Below are 19,349 nucleotides of genomic sequence, written 5' to 3'. Positions count from 1 at the left end.
TATGTGCAGAGATATCAGCTTTCATTCAGAAATACAGATAGTCACCCAAGACTTTAAGGGTATTCAGCTTGCCCCGAATCTGGCGCATTATCCAAATGACATGGTGCATGTAACCTGTGAGATATTGCCTACACACCCGATTGTCGTTAACAGGAAAGCATTAGTACTCGCCAATATGAGCTGGGGGGTAGTTCCTACTTATATCGATGACCCGCGAGAACGGCAGTTACAGCGATCCAATATGGTCAACGCGCGTTCGGAAAGGATCATCGGTGATAAAAAATCTTATTGGTATAGGTTGCGCAACAATCGTTGCTTGATTCCTGCTACCGGTATCTATGAACACAGGGAAGTAAAAGGCTTTAGGAATAAGATCCCGTATCATATTAGCCTTGAGGGCCGTAAGGGTTTTTATGTTCCGGCACTCTACCAGGTCAGCCAGGAAGTGGACCAGGACACCGGCGAGATATTTAATTTTGCCTCATTTACTATGATCACCGGGCATGCCAATGATAAAATGAGATGGATACATAATTCCGGCGACAATAAGCATCGTATGCCACTCTTCCTGACGCCGGAAATGGAACATGCGTGGGTACTGGATGACCTTAGCGATGATGACATGGATGAGTTTTTTCATTTTGAGATGCCATCGGACGCTATCGTGCATTACCCGGTATATTCCATTCGCAGCCGTAAACCACGGCCTGAAGGTATCATACCGGATGCTTATTATGACTGGGGCAAAAAACTGCCGGTTTACGGCCAGGAAGAACTTCCGCCACCGCAGGCCAGTCTTTTTTAGAATAAATTTCCATTCAGGAACCTTGGCCTGCCAATAGCTGTTCCTAACTTGTCGTTGAGTTGTTTGATCAAATAATCACAGGCCTCAGGCACAAATCTTTCGTCGTTCTGGTGCATAAAGAACCATACCGTTTTCAGGCCCAGACCTTTCCAGATTTTCAGCCTTTCCACCCACTCGTCCATCCTGATGTAATCGCTTGGCGCAAGATTGTTGCCGACAAAACGGATCATCACTTCATTGGTGGTCACTTCCATGTGTACACAATCCCTTCGTCCTGCGGTGTCTGAAATGACCGTTCCTATATTTAACTCATTAAGTAATTGAAAAAAATCATCGCGGTTTGACTCAATGGCAAACCAATCCTTATGACGAACCTCTACATTAACCTTAATGGACGGAGGTAAAGATCCCAGGTACGCTTTAAGCTGCGGAAAGCTCTTCGGTGAGAAGTTTTCTCCCAGTTGAAGCAATAACGGACCCAGGTGGTTTCCGAAACCTGCCAGGCTTTGATAAAACCTGGCCGTTTGTTCGTCCGCATTGGCCAGCCGCCGGATATGGGTGATATTCTGCGGAAACTTCGGGCAAAACTTAAAACCCGGCATATCAGCAACATCACTTACCCATTTGGTAATCTGATCAGAGTTGGGGATATTGTAAAAAGTGGGTCCGAATTCAACCGCATTAAAATTCTTGCTATAGAAAGGAAGAAAAGCATTGTCGGGCGTTTTTGGTGGATAGATTTTACCGATCCAGCTTTTTTCACCCCACTTCGAGGCACCTACAAAGACTTGCAGTTCACCACCAGGAGCAACTCCTGCCAATGTGCGCTTTGTCCCTGCCGAATCTGGCGGTAGTGAAAAGTCTATATCCCCGATAGTGTCGTCAACATGTCCAAATTCCATTTCGTAAAATTAAGCTTATTTTGTTTTATTTGCCTTATTTTGTACTGATGGATGACATGGAACACCCGGTGATCGGGTTCGGATTAGCATACGGTAACCAATTGATTTATTGTGAAGCAGTGATGAAGGACAATGAATATGATGTGCTCTTCGACGGTAATTGGGTGGCGTCTATCGCGCATAACGATGACTGGGACTGGATGCAGGCCTCCGGAGTAATCCTCCCCGAGGAGACTATTGCCGAAATCGGTTTAAGAATAGAAAGTCATTATCAATAACAACCAAATAACATATGCCTGAGATACCCGATCTAAATATATTCAGTAGTAACCTCGCCAAGCGGCTTGTTGGCAAGACGCTAACCTCAATCAGCATACTGGTCCCTCGAAAACTCAAAGAACCGGAAGCTGCCTTTAAAGCAGCGCTGGAAGGACAGCAACTGTCGGCGATCGACCGGGTCGGCAAGCAATTATACTTCGCTTTCGGGGATCGGCACGTCTTGGGCCTTCATCTGATGCTATATGGGTCGATGCACTGGTATGAGGGTAAAAACGAAAACAAGTTCACTATCGCCGAATTGCTGTTTTCGGATGGTACGGGCCTTGCCATTACGGACTGGCAGAAATCCGTAATGCTGGCGCTCGACCCGGACATATCAAAGGTACCTGACGCCATGGCGCTGCCTGAAAATTACCTAATTACAACGCTGAAGAAAATTAGCCGCCCGATCAAAACAGTCTTAACCGATGGAAAGGTAGTGCAGGGTATCGGCAATGCCTACGTGGACGAGATCCTCTACGAATCGAAGCTGTCACCTTTCTCCATAGCCTCCAAAATTCCTGAAAAGAAAATCAGTATCCTGACCCACGCTATCAAACAAGTGTTAACGGCGGCGGAAGCACAGATTCTCAAAAACTTTCCGGATACGATTACTGAAAAGGAACGAGACTTTTTAAAAGTACACCTGCCCAAACAGAAGTTGACCCCCAATGGCGAAGCGATCCTTGTAACAGAAATCGCCTCCCGAAAAACGTATTACACCGAAGGTCAGGAGTTATTTGAATAAGGTTATGAAAGTAGACCATGTTGAGCGAGCAGGCTTAACCACCGGCTTCGGCGAACTGTTCAACCATCACCTTAATGTCTTCTTTGATACGTTGGTAATTCATCAATATTTCGCCGGAACTGAGTTTGCGAACAGGTGGAATATCCAGGTAACTGCGTTCTTCAAGCGAAATGGCCTCGTGGTCATTTTGTATTTGGCAATGAAAAGTTTTGAGTTCTATTTTATTAGAGGGGTCATCAGCAACCATACCGACAAATTCACCGGAGGATAACCCGGCGATTTTCGAGGCGGGTATAGCATAGTCCAGTTGTGTAGACCTGCTGACCGAAGTATCCATCGCGTTAATAGAAACGCTTTCTTTGACTTGGTTGATCTTGCCAAAACGCTCGGATAGCTGTTTGGCGGTGTCCCCGGTGACCTGCCCGCAGATAATATTGCCGACAATATTCATAATTACTTCAGCCTGCTCCCGGCCATAGTCCTTTTTCAATTGGCTGTAGTCTTGTACTGCCAACGTTACCGCCACTTTATTAGAACGGGCGGTAGCGATCAGATTATCAATACCGTTAAAATAAATAGTCGGGAACTCATCAAAGATCAAACTGCATTTCTGCTGATTTTTCCGGTTAACCAGTTTATTAATGCGGTTAACGTAAAGTGAAAGTACGGCCCCGTAGACCTGTGATTTTTGCGGATTGTTAGCCAGGCACACGATTTTCGGGTCATTTGGGCTATTGATATCTAAAGAGAAGTCATTGCCACTCAAGACATAATAAAGCTGTTGTGAACTCAAACGCGCTAAACTGATCTTTGCGCTCGCTATCTGTCCCTCCAACTGCTCATAGGCTTCATTGCGCCAGGCCGAAATAAATGGATTGATCAATACTTCTATTTCCGGTTCGCTGCCAAGCACCGCGAATAAATCTTTATAGTCCACCAGCGACAATTCAATCACATGGGGTAGCGTACAGTACTTACCGCATTCATGTTTTTTAAGGAACCAAATGAGCGCGGTTACAAAATTGATCGGTGATTCGACAAAGAAATCACCCTGCTTTTTGATCCATTCCCGGTTTAAACCCATCATGATGGTGCGAGCTGATTCCATCGCATCAGTGATATCCAACATCGTATCCGGTTCCAACGGGTTGCTACGGTGCATGATATTTTCAAAGTTAATCACGTAAAATGAGCGGCCACCGTGTTCCAGCAAAGCGTTGTAAGCGATCCTGGAGAGGTCATCATATTTGAAATCATAGATCAACATGGCAAATCCTTTACGGATATGCTGCGTAATAATATGCCGGATAACGAAATAGGATTTACCGGCACCCGGACTACCACCAACTAAAGTGCCACGAAACGGGTTAATGATATTGATCCAGCTATTTCGCTCTTTACCTTTTAGTTGATACTTAGCAGGCAAGTTAATAGAGTATTCATTTTCCAGAAGTCGTTCTTCCTGAGGAAAGGTTTCATTTTCCTTATTGAAAATATCCGCGCCCAGTTTGAGTTTCAGCATTCTAAATAATAAACCGCCGCCCGTCATAAATAATAAATAACCAAAGGCTGTAGTTGCTATATAAAGCACCGTTATGATTATCACGCTATAGGGTAGCGCTATAAATAAACTGCTGATGAAATACAATAGTAAACCAGTAAAGCAATAAGTGACAATGGTCTTCGGCCTGATCTTTTCATCACGTTTGCCCTTGCTACCGACGAGTGATACCATGAGCAATAACAACGCGCTGGCTTTGGCAATAAAAGCTGTTTTGAATACGGCCATACCGGATAGCGGCACAAGGATATGGTCGACGATCTTATGCGTTAATTTCAGTTCCTGAAATGCTGAATAGCAGGATAAATAAAAATGAATGATCAGTATGGCGATACTTAATAGCCTGGTAAAATCAATGATTTTGCGCAATGCCTGTTCGTTTTCTCCGGTTTGCATAATTATAGATTTAGTCCTTTACGTTTTTTGCGTTTGAATTTATTCAGGGCGACCAGGTCTTCACGCTCAGCAGCGAATAAAACATCAAGCATTTCATCGCCCGCATTTGACCCCTGATCGGTTGTATTTGGGTCTGAAGTATTTTGGTATTGGCTTGCAGCCTTTTTTATTGGATCTGGCAATAATTGCGCACTCAGCTGATTGGCGCTATAGGCTTTGCCGAGATCGCTGCCATTAAAGACCGTTTTATTTTTCTGGTCGATGAAAGTCACGCCATAAATGCGGCCTTCCTCATTTTGACGAAGAATAACTTGTATGCCTTTTTCCCGGAGTGCTTGTTGAAAGCTTCGTCTGGTCTGTGGTTTGGCCAGTACTTCGTCAATAGCTTTGATGAGGCCCGCTTTGAATGGCTTGCGCAACTGCTCATTAAGCCGGAATTTTTCATCCAATGTTTTTAAGGTAGGCTTGCCGTACAGGGTGCTGGCTTTTATAGGCACCCCGGTTTTATGACTCTGTTTATCCAATATCCAGTAAACGAGGCCCTCATGCGCATACATGCGCGAATCCTTAGAACCCCGGTCGGCCTGGATATTAAACTGCTGCAATACCGCATTCAGTTCGGGGACGCTGGTGAATTTGTAAGCCCGTAACGTATAACCCAGAATATTGGTGATCACCCGTTTGGTTTCGGTTTTGCCATATTCGGCAGCCTCAACACCGGCTTTTAGATCCGGCTTTTGCTTTTGCTGTTCTTCAGCCTTCATTAACCCATATTTGATCTCAATCGCTTTTCTCGTTTTCTCCGATTCATTTTGGCCCAGGTAGTGCAGGCTTATCCGTTCGCCGTCACGTTTAATGTTGGTGGTTACGATATGGATATGCGGGTGCCCGGCATCCTCATGGCGATAAACCAAATAGGGTTGTGTTTGAAAGCCGACCCCAAGGAGGTAGTCTTTAACAATTTCACTTAACTTTTCATCCGGCAAATTTTCACCGTTCGGGAAATTCAGGGAGATATGTACCGTATTCGTTTTAGCGCGCTGGTTCATGGCTGCCAGATCGGTCAATCTCAGAAGCTTATCATAAAAAGACAGATCTTCTTTGTCTTTCAAGTATTTGACTGCCGCTATCAATGTAGCTTTTCCCTGCTTTACTTTATTCTCATTATAGTTGAGCGCGCCGATCAGGCTTTTGCCGCTCTTAATTTTTGCGACCATATATCTGCGTATTGGTTCATTCTTTCTTTGATCTGGTTGATGGACGGCTCCAGTTTGGTATTGATGACACCCAGCAAATTCATCCAAAGCCTGGTATCGGCATTCCCGTGAGCGCTATTGATACTGCGCATGGCCTGGTTAAGATTGTTGCCGATAGCGTTGAGTTCCTGCCTGAGCAGGATCATTTCTTCCAGCACATCATCCATTGCTTTATCGCGATAGGTGACCGTTATGGGCTTATCCAAAAGCAGGCTGCGCATGTATTCGCTCAGTTTCCTGAACTGGGTCTTTTGGAACCTCCCGTTCAGCAATCGGTACTCGTCAGGTTTGAGGCGGATATTATACCACCTTGATCTGTTATCTTCCTGTACACTCATATTGTTATTCTTTAAAAATCCGACTTCGGAGGATTTTTGCCTGGACCGTGGCCGACAGCGGAGGCCGGGGCAAGATTCAATTGTGACACAATTGTACATCTTGCTGACTGCTGCGAAGCGGGCGGTCTTATCCTGCTATCAGTATTTTATTCGGCATTTTTTGTTGTTTGTTCTGGCTTCGCCTTATGGCTGAGATAAAGTTCAAGCGCCTGGATGTTGATGTCTTTAAGGGATTCATCATACTCTAATCCAAAAGTTTTGAGCCGCTTTAAAAGGCCTTTGGGTATGCGGTTATTGAACTGTACTTCAGGTTCATTCTGAACGGGTTCGGCTTTGACCGGCATGACTTCCTGGATGGGTGTGTTAGGCCGTTCCTGTTTGAGTTTATCTGCCAGGTTGCCGAGTTTGTTTTTATAATTTTCCATTTGCTATCAAAATAGTTTGCTATTAATCCATGCAGCATTGCTATCATACTATAATGCTATCAAGCTTTGCTATGATGCTATCCTGCTAACTTGCTATCAATGTATTTTGCGATGATGCTAGCTTACTATAGAAATAAAAAGCTATCATGCTACATTGCTATTTCGGCGCTGATTTGTTCGACAACTTCTTCTGCCAACATCATGAGTTCTTCTTTGGCTTTGGGGTCATTGCCTTTTAAGATGCCTGCGGTCATGGACGACCGTGCAATACTCACCCGGTCATGCACCCTTGTTTTTAACAATGGCGTATCCATGCTTTGTAATAACTCCGCCACGTCTTTGGTAATCCCTGATCTTGGTTTAACCATATTCAATACAATACCTGCTTTAATGTGCGGAACTTTCCGTTGCGCTTCCTTGATCAGCGCCAACGTGGAACGAATGGCCATCACATCAAAGAACCCGGCTTTAGTCGGTATCAGGATAAAATCCGAATGCTGAAATAATTCCGGGAGTTTGCCGGACAGATACGGCGGCGTATCGACGATGATAAGGTCATAGGCCAGTTTTTCGATATCCGCTAATTGATCAGCGCCTATAACGGCCAGTTCAGGAAAATCCTCACGGATATGGTACAAACTGCCCTGCAAATCGGTGTCTACAAGGGCGACTGATAATTGATCCTGGAAACATAAAGCCAGGTTGATCGCTAAAGTGCTTTTGCCTACGCCACCTTTCTGGTGGGCTATGGTGATGATCTTTGCCATGATTTATAGAATTATAGATGTTTATAGTTATAGATTCCTATACCTGCGACATCAAAAGCCACAGGGAAATAAATGATTGGTTCGTAATCGTCTTTCCAGTTTTAGTTCTTGCTGATAATTGAATATCCAGTCGCTGGCGAGCAGTTTCCAATTCCGGTAGGGAGTTCCTTTAGGACTGCTCCAGTGCGCTTGTTCGTAGAAATTGAAAAATAAATGGGCCTGGTCAGGAAACCCTTTTTGATCAAAGTAAATTTCCACCAGCATTTTTTCAGGGGGCATTTCGTATCCGAACCCTTTTTTTGAAGGAAGCAGGGCAACTGCATGTGCCCTGATCTTTTCCTTGAATCGTTTTGCTTTACGTTTGAATTGCATAGGTGTACTATTAAATTTCATTAAGCACTTTTGTTAGAGGACATCATAAAGGAGATATCTTCATAATCATAATAGATCGAACCGCCTATTTTTGTGAATGGTAATACGCCGCTATCTCTCAATGACTGCAAAAAACCATGTGAGATACCGAGAAGCTTTTTCACCTCCGCAGATTTCAGCCACTTTTTGCCGGGTTGGCCGCTTACACATTCTTTGATAATGCGTTTAAATTCCTGGAGTATATCCTCCTTGAACTCTAAAAGATCGCTTTGGGTAAGGATCTGGTCCCTGGTGGGTACCATACCGGACATTTTTGCCCGTTGATGTGTTGCTGTTTCCATAACATTCTGATTTATCGGGCTTCAAAATTGGCTAATGCAGAAATCAGGAAATGACAACTTAAGTACACATTGTGTTATTTTTTATTTTTTCATCCAATAAAACTTTATCGAACTGGCTACGCGTTAATATTATTGCACTTATTATGGTGATAACAGGTGCTGAATCTTGACTTTTGCAGAGTTTATCTATCGTCCCCAAAATAGGTCTTGAAAAACGGAATCGCTGGTTCCGGGATTGCATTTGATTGCCTGAAATTGTGTAAACGGTGATTGCAGAATTCAAATATGATATGATTTATACAGACCGGACGAAATATCTTAGGCGTACAAATTCCGCAACAGTGTTGCGGAATTTTAATTTGTTGTAACAGGGACGGAGTTAAGGGGCCACAATTTGTGCCCCCTTAACATTTTAAGCGAAAACGAATTAACGCGTTATTCCAATTGTCTTTTCAGTTCATCTTTACTTGGAAGATACAGTTTATATTCTTGACTGAATATCTGTTCATTGTTCAGCGGCAAGGTAAATTCCACTACAGCCTTATTATCTTCCTTACATAGAACGATTCCTAACGTTGGCCTTTCATCAGCCTGCCTAATTTTGCGGTCATAATAGTTGACGTACATCTGCATTTGTCCGATATCCTGATGGGTGAGTTTACCGATTTTCAGATCAATCAGGACAAAGCATTTTAATAACCGGTTATAAAAAACAAGATCCACCCAAAAGTGATCGCCTTCCAGTGTAATACGGCGTTGCCGCCCCTCGAACAGAAAGCCTTTTCCTAATTCCAGCATAAAATGCTCCAGTTTATTAATAATAGCAGTTTCCAGATCATTTTCAGAATACCGGTGGTCTTCCTTCAGATTAAGGAACTCAAGTATTACCGGGCTTTTGAGCACATCGGTTGATTTTTCGAGTAGCTGTCCTTCCTGTGCAAGTTTCAGAATAGCTTCTTTATCCCTGCTTAATGCCAGACGTTCATATAAAGATGAGTTAACCTGCCGCTGTAGCTCCCTGACAGACCAATTATTGGTAGTAGCTTCCAATTCATAAAAACTACGTTCGTCAGCGTCTTTAATTTTCAGCAGTTGAAGATAATGCGACCAACTTAGAATAAGCCGTTCCGACAAATTCCGCAACGCTGTTGCGGAATTTGAAACATCCATGGATTTCCCATAGACAACAAAAAAAGATCGCATCCGCTCCAGGCTATCGACAGAATACCCACGGCCAAAGTGTTTAGTTAAGTGCTGACTCAACTGTGAAATTGTTTCGGCACCATAGGCAGCAAATGTTTTCCCGTTTTGCTCATCTTCCACTATCATTCTTCCAATATGCAGGTAGGTCAAGACCATTGTGGAGTTTACGTTCCTAACGATAGTACTTTGTGCTTTTTCTATCAGTTCCTGGACTGATAGAAAAAGGTCATTGGTTTGCAAAGAATTCATCAGCTTGCTTTTTTAAGGTTGTTTTTAGAATGTGATTTACGATTGGCCGGGCGTACAGGAGCGGGGGCAAGTTTATCCCTAAGTACATTCATATCATCACTCACCTTGCGCTCAACTACTTTAGCATAGATCTGTGTTGTCCTGATGGAGGTATGGCCAAGCATCTTGCTTACCGTTTCAATAGGAACGCCATTAGAGAGCGTTACAGCCGTTGCGAATGTGTGGCGGGCTACGTGATAGGTTAATGTCTTGCTAATATCACACAGGTCTGCAACTTCCTTTAAATAGCTGTTTAGTTTTTGATTGGAGATATGCGGCAGTAGTGATCCTTCCGCAATAGCTTTTGGATGCTTTTTATAATGCTCAATTATCCTGGCCGCCTGTGGGAGCAAGGGCACATTTACGGGAATCCTGGTTTTCTCGCGTGTGGTTTTGATCCACTGATTGCCGTCAATGCCCTGCACTAAATTATCACGGGTTAATTCCATTACATCTATATAGGCAAGGCCTGTATAGCAACTCAATACGAACAGGTCGCGCACATAAGCGATACGCTCAATGGTCAGTTTTTTATTTTCGATCTTGTTTAACTCAGCGATGGTAAGAAAACCACGTTCTGTTTTATTGAACTTGAGTTGGAACATGGAGAAAGGATCTTTATCCAACCAGGCCATTTTAACTGCAAGGCGGATAATCTTACGAAAACGTTCAAGGTGTTTCATCAGCCCATTGTTTTCCAGCTTCTTTTGGTGATCGTCCGGTTGGCGCTTTCTTAAAAAATGCTCCAGTTTGCTGATGAAGCTGTAATCAAGTTCTGAAAGGTAAATGTCGGAACGGCGGAATTGCTGCTGTACGAATTCCCTTAAATACCCGGCGGTGGTATAATAATTTTTCATGGTGCCAGGAGCCAGCACCTCTTTCATGTTGTTGTTGTGATACTCAACAATAGTATGCAAAGTATGCTCGGAATCTTTGACGCCGGCAAAAAGATTCTTCAAAACCTCGGCGGTGATCACTTTTTTCTGCAATTGCAGTTCCTGGTAATGACCAGCCATCATGCCGCGAAGCTGTTCCAAGTGCGTATTTAATTTACGCAATTCATCATTTTTCGGCTTGGCCAAACCTTTGGCCTCGCTCCAGTCGGTTACGGCTACTTGTCGCTTTAAGGCAACTTCCGAGCGGCTTTTGTTGACTACGATCCGCATGTAAATAGCTGATAATCCATTCTTTCCACGGTTTTCCCTCAGCACGAAGTGAATTCCGAATGTGTTACTTGTCCTCATCTTTTCCAGATTTTTAGATTAATAAAAAATTGTTTTGAACTGTTATGGCCAAAACTGTTAACCGGAAAGGCAAAAAGGGGATCTGAATGCGTCTTTTTTAGTCTATATTTTATTGATGTAATTAACTGTACATCAATGCGTTAGACCCTTTCTGGTGAACAAATCTAAAAAACGGATTTTGTTCACCTTTTTGTTCGCATAAAGCAAGGAATAGTATGTACTGAAAAGGATTTGAATAAAACAAAAAACCCTGTAAATGAGACATTTACAGGGTTTTGATACTGGTTGGTATCGCATTTCGTCGGGATGGCAGGATTCGAACCTGCGGCCTCCACATCCCAAATGTGGCGCGATACCGGGCTACGCTACATCCCGTTCCCGATTGGGTTGGCAAAAGTAGGATTTTTAATCAAGTTGCAAAACTTTTTTTTAATTAAATTTCAAGTTCAATTATAACCCCTTCATTAGCGCACATTTGACCTTAAATATTCTTTTGCTTTATACTATTCGCAGCTATCGATGATGGTTTGTGCCTATAAGTGACATGCTACAACCCCACTCCCATTAGTCTACTTTGCTCGATTTATTCATCAATGCAGCAGACACCCCTAAGCAAATTAAAATACCAATAACCAACCCGCCAAATAACCTACCCGAAAAGGCGAAAAGGTTGCTTGCCATATCAAAATAGTTAATGTAAACAATGCCTGCCAAACAGGCAAACAATCCACCGATAAGCAAAATCCTGAAACTTTGGAATAAGGCGTCAAAAAAGCCAATCTCGCCTTGCTTATCATCCTCACGGTAGCGTTTCACCCCAAAATAAACACCGCAAAAAGGTATCAGTAGCGACAGATATTCAACCGGGCTTACGTGGTTCCCGGTGCTGTTATACCCAAACGACCGCATGATGAACAACCAGGTACCACTAAGGACACCCAGGATTAAACCTGTTACAAATGCATTCTTCATAATTTAGGGTGGCATATGATAATGCCTGATATAAATATGCAAAATTTTCACTTGTTTATCAGCACATCATGTCTTTTTATTGGCGATAACAACAACCAAAACATATTGAACAACACCACAAAAAATTAAACCACAAAAAAGCCGCTAAATTTTTACGGCCCATATTTTTCTGTCTTGATTCCTGACTCTTAATTCTTGCCTCTTCGCGCCCGTTCTTTCACTATCAAACTCAATTCACGGCTCATTTGGCCCGCAATAGCGGTATTTTCCTGTGCACGACGGAACAAGTATGGCAGCACGGCTTTTATTGGCCCATAGGGCACATATTTGGCCACATTATACTGTGCATCGGCCAGGTTAAAGCTCAGGTTATCGCTCATGCCCAGTAACTGCGAGAAATAAACGTGCGGGTGCTTATGATCGATACCCTTGGTATCCAAAAGCTCGGCCAGCAGGCGGCAGCTTTCTTCGTTATGGGTGCCGGCAATAAAGGCAATTTCGTTGATGTGGCTGGTGCAGTAATCCAACGCCGAATCATAATCCAGGTCGGTTGATTTTTTGTCGGGCTGTATTGGCGAATCGTAACCCATTTCAAGAGCACGCTTACGCTCTTTTTCCATATAAGCGCCGCGTACAATTTTGGCTCCCAATATAAAACCTTCGCCTTTTGCAATCTCGTGGTCGTTTAATATCGACGCCAGTTTATCGTGGCGGTACATTTGGTAGGTGTTGTAAACAATGGGCTGTTTAGTGTTAAACTGCGTCATCATGGTTAATGCCAGCAGATCAATGGTTTCCTGTATCCAGCTTTCTTCGGCATCAATCATCACCGGTATATTGCTTTTATGGGCTTTATCGCAAATAGCTAATACGCGGCTTTGCACCCTTTGCCATTCACTTTCCTCATCGGGCGTAAGTGGCAGGCGGGCGTCCAGCTTCTCTAACAAAGCAAAACGGCCAACTCCGGTTATCTTAAATACGGTCAAAGGGATGGCTTTATCTTTTGAGGCCCGCACTATGGTGCGGATAATCTCGTCCCTGGTATTATCAAAAACGGCTTCATCGTCCTCACCTTCTATCGAATAGTCTAAAATAGTACCTACGCCGCCGCTATACAGGTTTTTGATGGTATTATCACACCCGGCAATGGTTTCGCCGCCGCAAAAATGTTTAAATATAGTCGCCTTGATAATGCCCTTAATCGGCAGGCCTATTTTGATGGCAAAGTTGGTTACCGGCGGCCCTATCTTTACCAAAAAGTTAACATTAATGATCCTGAATAACCAGTAAGCCCGACTAAGATCAGCATTAGATGAATGACGAAAAGCGATTTCTGTATTTTCAAAAGAGGGCTTACCGTGTTTGGAAGTATTATTAGTTTCGTTAGAAAGCATCCGCAAAATTATAAAAATGATAACTCTTTATTCCATGAATAGTTTATTTTTGCCCACCATGATTGAATTTAAGTTAAACGGCGATTTTATCCCGATGATACAACTACTAAAAGCAGCCGGCCTGGTACAAACCGGCGGCGAAGCTCAAATAGCTGTAACAGAAGGCGAAGTAAGCTATAACGGACAGGTTGATTACCGCAAACGCCTTAAAGTAAAACAAGGCGACCTGGTTGAATTCAGAGGAAATAAAATCATGGTTATTTAAATTATGGACACCATTCAGAGCGATAATTACCCCATTTTTTTTGAAAATAGTATTGATGAACTGGCCAATTTTGTAAAACAAGGCCATTATTCACGTTTTTTTATTTTAACCGACGAAAACACCGCCGAGCATTGCCTGCCGCTTGTAAAAAGCAAGATAGAAGACCAGGACAATTTTGACATCATTGAAATAAACGCCGGCGAAGAAAGTAAGGATATTGATTTTTGCATCGGCATCTGGAAAATGCTGATTGACTTTGGCGCCGACCGTAAAAGCCTGCTCATTAACCTTGGCGGCGGCGTTATCAGTGACTTAGGCGGTTTTGCGGCATCTACTTTTAAACGGGGAATTGATTTTGTACACGTACCTACTACCCTATTGTCGCAGGTAGATGCATCAGTAGGCGGTAAAACCGGGATCGATATCGATAGCATTAAAAACATCATAGGTACCTTTACACAACCCAAAGCTGTATTTATTGAATTGGGCTTTTTAGATACCCTGCCTCCAAAACAAATCCTATCGGGCCTGGCCGAAATGCTGAAACACGGGCTTATCCAGGATGCCGCTTACTGGAACCAGTTAAAAACCAGCGACCTGAGCAAGCCATCTGCCGAACTGGTACACCGGTCTGTCGCCATAAAAAATAAGATCACCGTGGAGGACCCCCATGAAAAAGGGATCCGCAAGGCTTTAAACTTTGGGCACACCGTTGGCCACGCCGTTGAAACCTATTCATTGATCAACGATAAAGATCATTTATCGCATGGCGAGGCCATTGCCATTGGGATGATTTGCGAATCGTACCTGGCCCATAAAAAAACAGGCCTGCCTGCCGAAGAGTTAAAGGAGATCACCGATACACTGAATAACCTGTATCCGCGTTATACCATCAACGAATCAAGTTTCGAAACGCTGTTCGAGTTCATGAAAAAGGATAAGAAGAACCAGAGCGGGAATATAAATTGCACCCTGCTGACCAACATTGGTCAATGTAATATTGATAATATCTGCACAGAAGCCGAACTTTGTGAGAGTTTATTGTATTATATTAATTTGTAAATGCAGCATTTAGATAAAGCGGAAATAAGCGCTATTGTAATACTTTGCCTGTTAGTTGTTTTAACCTTTGTAGAAATGGGTTTAAGCTATTGGGAGGACAGGCATTATTACGAAACACGCGACACATTTACCAATATTTATCTTACATCGCTTGCTGTTGTAGCCAACCTGGTAGTAAAAGGCAGTACGTTTATCATCCTGAGTTTTACTTATAAATACAGGCTGTTTCAAATCCATAATGTTTGGTTGTATTGGTTTGTGCTGATTGTAGCACAGGACTTTTTGTACTGGCTATTGCATTACATTGGCCATTACTGCCGTTTTTTTTGGGCAATACACGTAACTCATCACTCTTCAGAGCATTTCAATTTTACCACAGGTTTCCGTTCAACCGTGTTTGAGCCATTGTATAGGGTATTTTTTTACTTACCGCTCGCGCTGTTTGGGTTTAGCGCCTTAGATATTTTGTATGCCTATTTGGTTACCCAGTTTTACGGCAACCTGGTACACACGCAATATAAAGTACCATTGCCTAATTGGTATGGATGGATTTTTGTAACACCTGCCCATCACCGCGTGCACCATGCATCAAATATCCCCTATCTTGATAAAAACATGGGCATGGTATTAATTTTATGGGACAGAATGTTTGGCACTTTCAAGGACGAAGATTTAACCGAACCTGTAAAATACGGTATAACCAAGCAGCCCGATGATATGGGGCCGGTAAATGTTATATTTCACGAGTGGAAAGCGCTGGCACACGATGTTAAAAATGCACCGGGCTTTAAAAATAAGCTTGGTTATTTATTTAACCCACCGGGTTGGAGCCATGATGGCAGCACGCAAACTGCGAGGGTGATGCAGCGGGAGTATGAGGAGAAGGCAGCGTAGTAGTTGTTTAAGAGCTTGGTGATTCGTCGTCTCTTGTAAACATCCTTGCCATACAATTAAGGCGCTTGCCTCATAGAGGCTACCCGTTTGTAGCAATATTATCTAAATTCATTTTATGCCCCGTAGGGGTTACCYATCTCKGCAKKAAAATCGCGTTTTAATATTTGCGATAGAAAGAAGTGATGTTGAAAGAAGGGTAACCCCTACGGGGCATAAAACACATTTGACATTTATTCTACAAACGGGTAGCCTCTACGAGGCATCATACCACACTACTACAAGGCATRTAAATAAAGGCGTTTGCCTCGTAGAGGCTACCCGTTTGTAGCAATCTATCCGAAATTCCTTTTATGCCCCGTAGGGGTTACCCATCTCGGCATTAAAAGTTATTACAGGAGATAAAGATGTTTCAATGCGATTTCCTTAAATTATCAATATAAGGGTACCAATAGTATACTATATTTGGCCTAACCGATTCCTCATATGATGCCACAATTAATATCCAAACTACAACATAACACTTACGAAAAAGGCGAATTCTCCGACGAGCAGCCAAGGGACCTGAACGAAACAATTCAACTGATAAAAGATTTTCCCTGGGATTTAGAGCGCCCATTAACCGATATTCAACTAACCGGCCCATCGGTAACTATACAGGACGCTGAGTTAAACTACCTGAAGCTGGGGTTATATTTCGGTGGCAAATTTTGTGTTTATTACCTGGATAAGCATAATCATTTATATGAATACCACACGCCTGATATAAGTGCCGCCGAAAAGCTTGTCACCGTTTTTTTTAATAAAGAATTGGATCTAAGTGTTTTCGAGAAGCACTTTTTTAATATCGGAAACAAGCCACATTTTATTACCAATAACTTTGAGTACGGGATGAAACCCTGGCGGATTGCCTTGGTTATGAGCATTCCGGTTATTTATTTACTATTGTTTGCCGGAGTTGTGCTGGATGCCACTCAAAGCAATAAAGATATCGTGGGTCCTGTTCTGCCCATGTTAGCAATTGGGGTAATTATTTTATTGGTGTTTTATAAAGTTTTCGAAAAGCGGAAACAATACCTTCAAATTTCGCGTGGTAATGATAGGTTTTCTTTCGGGAGAGATAAAAATAGCATTGTTGTATACTATAAAAAAGACATTAAAAAGATAGCCATCTATCGTGACCGAAGTTCGCAACGATCGAGTTTAGTTGAAGATACTGGGATTGTGTTTAACAATAATCAATGCCTTAAACTTTCAAACCTGCTGATATCGAGATATGACCTTTTGAGTAAATTCCCCGAAAAATTAAATATTCCTGTCGTTTATGAACACGATTAAGTATTACAAGATAAGTAAAATCAATTTTTACAATATAAAATTTGGTTCGACTACTTTTTTTAACAAAAAATAAAATTTTCTATTGACAGAATCATTTTTTACCGTACATTTACAACGTAATAAAAAACAAATGAAATTTAACAGTGCATATTTTTATGGTTACTACTTTTACTTTACCAGTAAGAGCCGGGACTAATATGTACTAAACACACATAAAAATTTAAAAAGTCCCGGCACAAAATGCCGGGACTTTTTGCATTAACAGGGGTCATGAAAATAGAAAAACCAAGAGTTGCCATACAGGGGATCCGCGCCTCCTTCCACGAAGAAGCCGGCCTGCGTTATTTTGGCGAAAACGCCCAAATGATCGAGTGCAACTCTTTTAAACAAACTTTTGAAAGTTTAAAAAACCGCGAAGCCGATTATGTGGTAATGGCTATTGAAAACAGCATTGCCGGCAGCATTTTGCCTAACTATACTTTATTGTTAGATTATGGTTTCCCTGTTGTAGGCGAAATATACCTGCCCATTCAATTACACCTGATGGCTTTGCCAGGTGTAAAGTTTGAGGATGTAAAATACGTAACCTCGCACCCCATTGCCCTGCGCCAGTGTGTCGATTTTTTTGACGAGTACCCACACCTTAAAATTGTAGAAAGCAGCGATACCGCCGCCTGCGCCAAACGCATCCGTGATGAGCAGTTGACTGATACCGTAGCTATTGCCAATTCGCTGGCCGCAACACTGTATGGGCTGGACGTGTTGGAGCGCCGCATCGAATCGAACAAAAGGAACTTTACCCGCTTTTTAATTCTCACCCACCATGATAACATGGATAAAAAAACGGCCAACAAAGCGTCGCTTTGTTTCCAGGTGAGTAATAAGGTTGGGGCTTTGGCCAAAGTGCTTAATATTTTTGCCGAAGAAGGCTTGAATATGAGCAAAATACAATCAATGCCTATACTTGGTAAGCGTAACGAATACAATTTTTATGTAGATGTGGAGTGGGATGAGCAGAAACACTACGATAGCGCCATACGGCAGATACTGAAATACACACAAAACTTTAACATACTTGGCGAATATGAAAGACATGATGACGAACCATCAGTAACACCCAAACCCCAAAGAATTGACCGCGGCAGGCGATATATTAACATCCGCCGCAACGTTTAAACAAATAAAGGCGATCTCGCAGATCACCGAACCGAACAGGAAATCAAAAAATTAAAATATAAAACAACCCCGGTTTAAAAAACAAGCAGCCGGAACAAATAACAAACACAATGAAACTAAATTTAAACATACAGCCGCTTCATACCTGGATTAAAACCGGTAAAGAACCATTGGTAATTGCAGGCCCTTGCAGTGCCGAAACTGAAGATCAGCTGGTAGCAACCGCTCATTTATTAGCCCAAACCGGTAAAATTTCTGCCTTACGTGCAGGTATCTGGAAACCACGTACCCGCCCGGGAGAGTTTGAAGGTATTGGCTCAATTGGTTTGGAGTGGTTAAAGCGCGCTAAAGCCGAAACCGGCTTGCCAACCGCTATTGAAGTTGCTACAGGTAAACACGTTGAAGAAGCTTTAAAAGCCGGTGTCGATATCCTTTGGGTTGGTGCCCGTTCAACAGTAAACCCGTTTACTGTACAGGAAATTGCTGATGCTTTGCGCGGTGTTGATGTACCGGTAATGGTTAAAAACCCGGTAAACCCCGATCTTTCTTTATGGATTGGCGCTTTGGAGCGTATCAACAACGCCGGTATTACCAAACTTGCAGCTATCCACCGCGGTTTTTCATCTTATGAAAAATCTGCTTTCCGTAACGAGCCAATGTGGGATATCGCTATCGCCTTAAAAACTTTAGCGCCTGAATTGCCTATCATTAACGATCCAAGCCACATATCTGGTAACCGCGACCTTATTGGTTACATTTCACAAAAAGCTTTGGATTTGGATATGCAAGGTTTAATGATCGAATCGCACATCGACCCAAGCGTAGCCTGGACAGATGCTAAACAACAGGTTACCCCTGCTGCACTTGCAGATATTATTGATCATTTGGCTTTACGTAAACCAGAAGTACGCAATGCCGAGGTTAACGATAAACTGCACGAATTGCGCAACCAGATTGATAAAATTGACGATTTAGTTATCCAGAAAATTGCTGAACGTATGCTTATTGCCGATAAAATCGGTCAGCATAAAAAAGATAACGGCATCACCATTTTACAGGTTGGCCGTTGGGACGAAATTCTACAAAAACGTACTAACTACGCTAAAGCATTAAAATTAGGCAGCGAGTTTACCGAAAAATTACTGGAGCTTTTACACGCCGAATCTATCAGCAGGCAAACAGCTATCATGAACGCCAGCGAAGCAGGCCAGGCAGCAGAAAAACTAACACACGCGTAATTTAATTTACGTTATACGTGGTACGTAATACGTTATACATTTTGATCTG

21 protein-coding genes and 1 tRNA gene are annotated in these 19,349 nt (G+C 42.7%); 9 read left to right on the top strand and 13 right to left on the bottom strand.

The genetic code is table 11. The annotated features are described in order from the left end of the window. Window position 1 precedes the first annotated feature (1 nt). Window positions 2-805 (top strand): SOS response-associated peptidase, encoded by an 804-nt coding sequence (locus AC1DXF_RS00825; RefSeq protein ID WP_477445125.1) that lies wholly within the window; start codon window positions 2-4, stop codon window positions 803-805. Here the strand turns inward: AC1DXF_RS00825 and AC1DXF_RS00820 are convergent. Next, a complete protein-coding gene (locus AC1DXF_RS00820; protein WP_477445123.1) occupies window positions 802-1,707 on the bottom strand; it encodes a DUF72 domain-containing protein in 906 nt (301 codons plus the stop codon). The genes AC1DXF_RS00825 and AC1DXF_RS00820 overlap by 4 nt on opposite strands. 47 nt (window positions 1,708-1,754) lie before the next feature. On the opposite strand from AC1DXF_RS00820, the gene AC1DXF_RS00815 reads away from it, so the two are divergent. Next, window positions 1,755-1,985: a hypothetical protein gene (locus AC1DXF_RS00815; protein ID WP_477445121.1), complete on the top strand. Its 231-nt coding sequence runs from the start codon at window positions 1,755-1,757 to the stop codon at window positions 1,983-1,985. 14 nt (window positions 1,986-1,999) lie between these two features. Continuing rightward, window positions 2,000-2,773: a DNA-formamidopyrimidine glycosylase family protein gene (locus AC1DXF_RS00810; RefSeq protein ID WP_477445119.1), complete on the top strand. Its 774-nt coding sequence runs from the start codon at window positions 2,000-2,002 to the stop codon at window positions 2,771-2,773. Between the two features lie 34 nt (window positions 2,774-2,807). On the opposite strand, the gene mobC is transcribed toward AC1DXF_RS00810, so the two are convergent. The 12 genes from mobC to AC1DXF_RS00750 all read right to left on the bottom strand — a co-directional run bounded on the left by mobC (window position 2,808) and on the right by AC1DXF_RS00750 (window position 13,330). Beyond that, window positions 2,808-4,730, bottom strand: coding sequence for a conjugal transfer protein MobC (gene mobC, locus AC1DXF_RS00805; protein WP_477445117.1), 1,923 nt, complete (start codon window positions 4,728-4,730; stop codon window positions 2,808-2,810). Window positions 4,731-4,732: 2 nt separating this feature from the next. Next, on the bottom strand, window positions 4,733-5,947 hold the full coding sequence (locus AC1DXF_RS00800) for a relaxase/mobilization nuclease domain-containing protein (RefSeq protein ID WP_477445455.1): 1,215 nt from the start codon (window positions 5,945-5,947) through the stop codon (window positions 4,733-4,735). Then, window positions 5,914-6,324: a plasmid mobilization protein gene (locus AC1DXF_RS00795; RefSeq protein ID WP_477445115.1), complete on the bottom strand. Its 411-nt coding sequence runs from the start codon at window positions 6,322-6,324 to the stop codon at window positions 5,914-5,916. The genes AC1DXF_RS00800 and AC1DXF_RS00795 overlap by 34 nt, the downstream gene beginning before the upstream one ends. A gap of 146 nt (window positions 6,325-6,470) precedes the next feature. Further along, window positions 6,471-6,749 (bottom strand): hypothetical protein, encoded by a 279-nt coding sequence (locus AC1DXF_RS00790; RefSeq protein ID WP_477445113.1) that lies wholly within the window; start codon window positions 6,747-6,749, stop codon window positions 6,471-6,473. A 149-nt stretch (window positions 6,750-6,898) separates the two neighbouring features. Continuing rightward, window positions 6,899-7,516, bottom strand: a complete 618-nt coding sequence (locus AC1DXF_RS00785; protein ID WP_477445112.1) for an AAA family ATPase — start codon at window positions 7,514-7,516, stop codon at window positions 6,899-6,901. Window positions 7,517-7,567: 51 nt separating this feature from the next. After that, window positions 7,568-7,888 carry a hypothetical protein gene (locus AC1DXF_RS00780; RefSeq protein WP_477445110.1) on the bottom strand — a complete coding sequence of 107 codons (321 nt, stop codon included), beginning with the start codon at window positions 7,886-7,888 and terminating at the stop codon, window positions 7,568-7,570. 20 nt (window positions 7,889-7,908) lie between these two features. Beyond that, complete coding sequence (locus AC1DXF_RS00775) at window positions 7,909-8,229, bottom strand: helix-turn-helix domain-containing protein (RefSeq protein WP_477445108.1); 321 nt, start codon at window positions 8,227-8,229, stop codon at window positions 7,909-7,911. Between the two features lie 435 nt (window positions 8,230-8,664). Next, window positions 8,665-9,681: a PDDEXK nuclease domain-containing protein gene (locus tag AC1DXF_RS00770; protein ID WP_477445106.1), complete on the bottom strand. Its 1,017-nt coding sequence runs from the start codon at window positions 9,679-9,681 to the stop codon at window positions 8,665-8,667. Next, entirely contained in the window at window positions 9,681-10,964 is a 1,284-nt protein-coding gene (locus AC1DXF_RS00765; RefSeq protein ID WP_477445104.1) for a site-specific integrase, read from the bottom strand. Before AC1DXF_RS00765 ends, AC1DXF_RS00770 begins: the two co-directional genes overlap by 1 nt. Window positions 10,965-11,265: 301 nt before the next feature. After that, window positions 11,266-11,339: transfer RNA gene (locus AC1DXF_RS00760), tRNA-Pro, on the bottom strand. A gap of 189 nt (window positions 11,340-11,528) precedes the next feature. After that, window positions 11,529-11,936: a DUF4199 domain-containing protein gene (locus AC1DXF_RS00755; protein ID WP_477445101.1), complete on the bottom strand. Its 408-nt coding sequence runs from the start codon at window positions 11,934-11,936 to the stop codon at window positions 11,529-11,531. A gap of 188 nt (window positions 11,937-12,124) precedes the next feature. Further along, window positions 12,125-13,330 (bottom strand): proline dehydrogenase family protein, encoded by a 1,206-nt coding sequence (locus tag AC1DXF_RS00750; RefSeq protein ID WP_477445099.1) that lies wholly within the window; start codon window positions 13,328-13,330, stop codon window positions 12,125-12,127. Between the two features lie 58 nt (window positions 13,331-13,388). Between AC1DXF_RS00750 and AC1DXF_RS00745 the strand changes: the two genes are divergently transcribed. From AC1DXF_RS00745 to AC1DXF_RS00720, 6 genes are all read left to right on the top strand, one after another. Continuing rightward, window positions 13,389-13,595 (top strand): RNA-binding S4 domain-containing protein, encoded by a 207-nt coding sequence (locus AC1DXF_RS00745; protein WP_477445453.1) that lies wholly within the window; start codon window positions 13,389-13,391, stop codon window positions 13,593-13,595. A gap of 3 nt (window positions 13,596-13,598) precedes the next feature. After that, window positions 13,599-14,657, top strand: coding sequence for a 3-dehydroquinate synthase (gene aroB, locus AC1DXF_RS00740; protein ID WP_477445097.1), 1,059 nt, complete (start codon window positions 13,599-13,601; stop codon window positions 14,655-14,657). Continuing rightward, window positions 14,658-15,551 carry a sterol desaturase family protein gene (locus AC1DXF_RS00735; protein WP_477445095.1) on the top strand — a complete coding sequence of 298 codons (894 nt, stop codon included), beginning with the start codon at window positions 14,658-14,660 and terminating at the stop codon, window positions 15,549-15,551. 483 nt (window positions 15,552-16,034) lie between these two features. Next, a complete protein-coding gene (locus AC1DXF_RS00730; RefSeq protein ID WP_477445093.1) occupies window positions 16,035-16,886 on the top strand; it encodes a PH domain-containing protein in 852 nt (283 codons plus the stop codon). Window positions 16,887-17,156: 270 nt separating this feature from the next. Beyond that, window positions 17,157-18,062 (top strand): prephenate dehydratase, encoded by a 906-nt coding sequence (locus AC1DXF_RS00725; protein WP_477445091.1) that lies wholly within the window; start codon window positions 17,157-17,159, stop codon window positions 18,060-18,062. A 110-nt stretch (window positions 18,063-18,172) separates the two neighbouring features. Next, on the top strand, window positions 18,173-19,300 hold the full coding sequence (locus tag AC1DXF_RS00720; protein WP_090650066.1) for a chorismate mutase: 1,128 nt from the start codon (window positions 18,173-18,175) through the stop codon (window positions 19,298-19,300). The last annotated feature ends 49 nt before the right edge of the window (window positions 19,301-19,349 follow it).

It is taken from the genome of Mucilaginibacter sp. P2_A5, assembly GCF_056404995.1.
The sequence above is the reverse complement of the archived record's forward strand: the minus strand, read 5'-3'. Positions and strand labels throughout refer to the sequence as shown.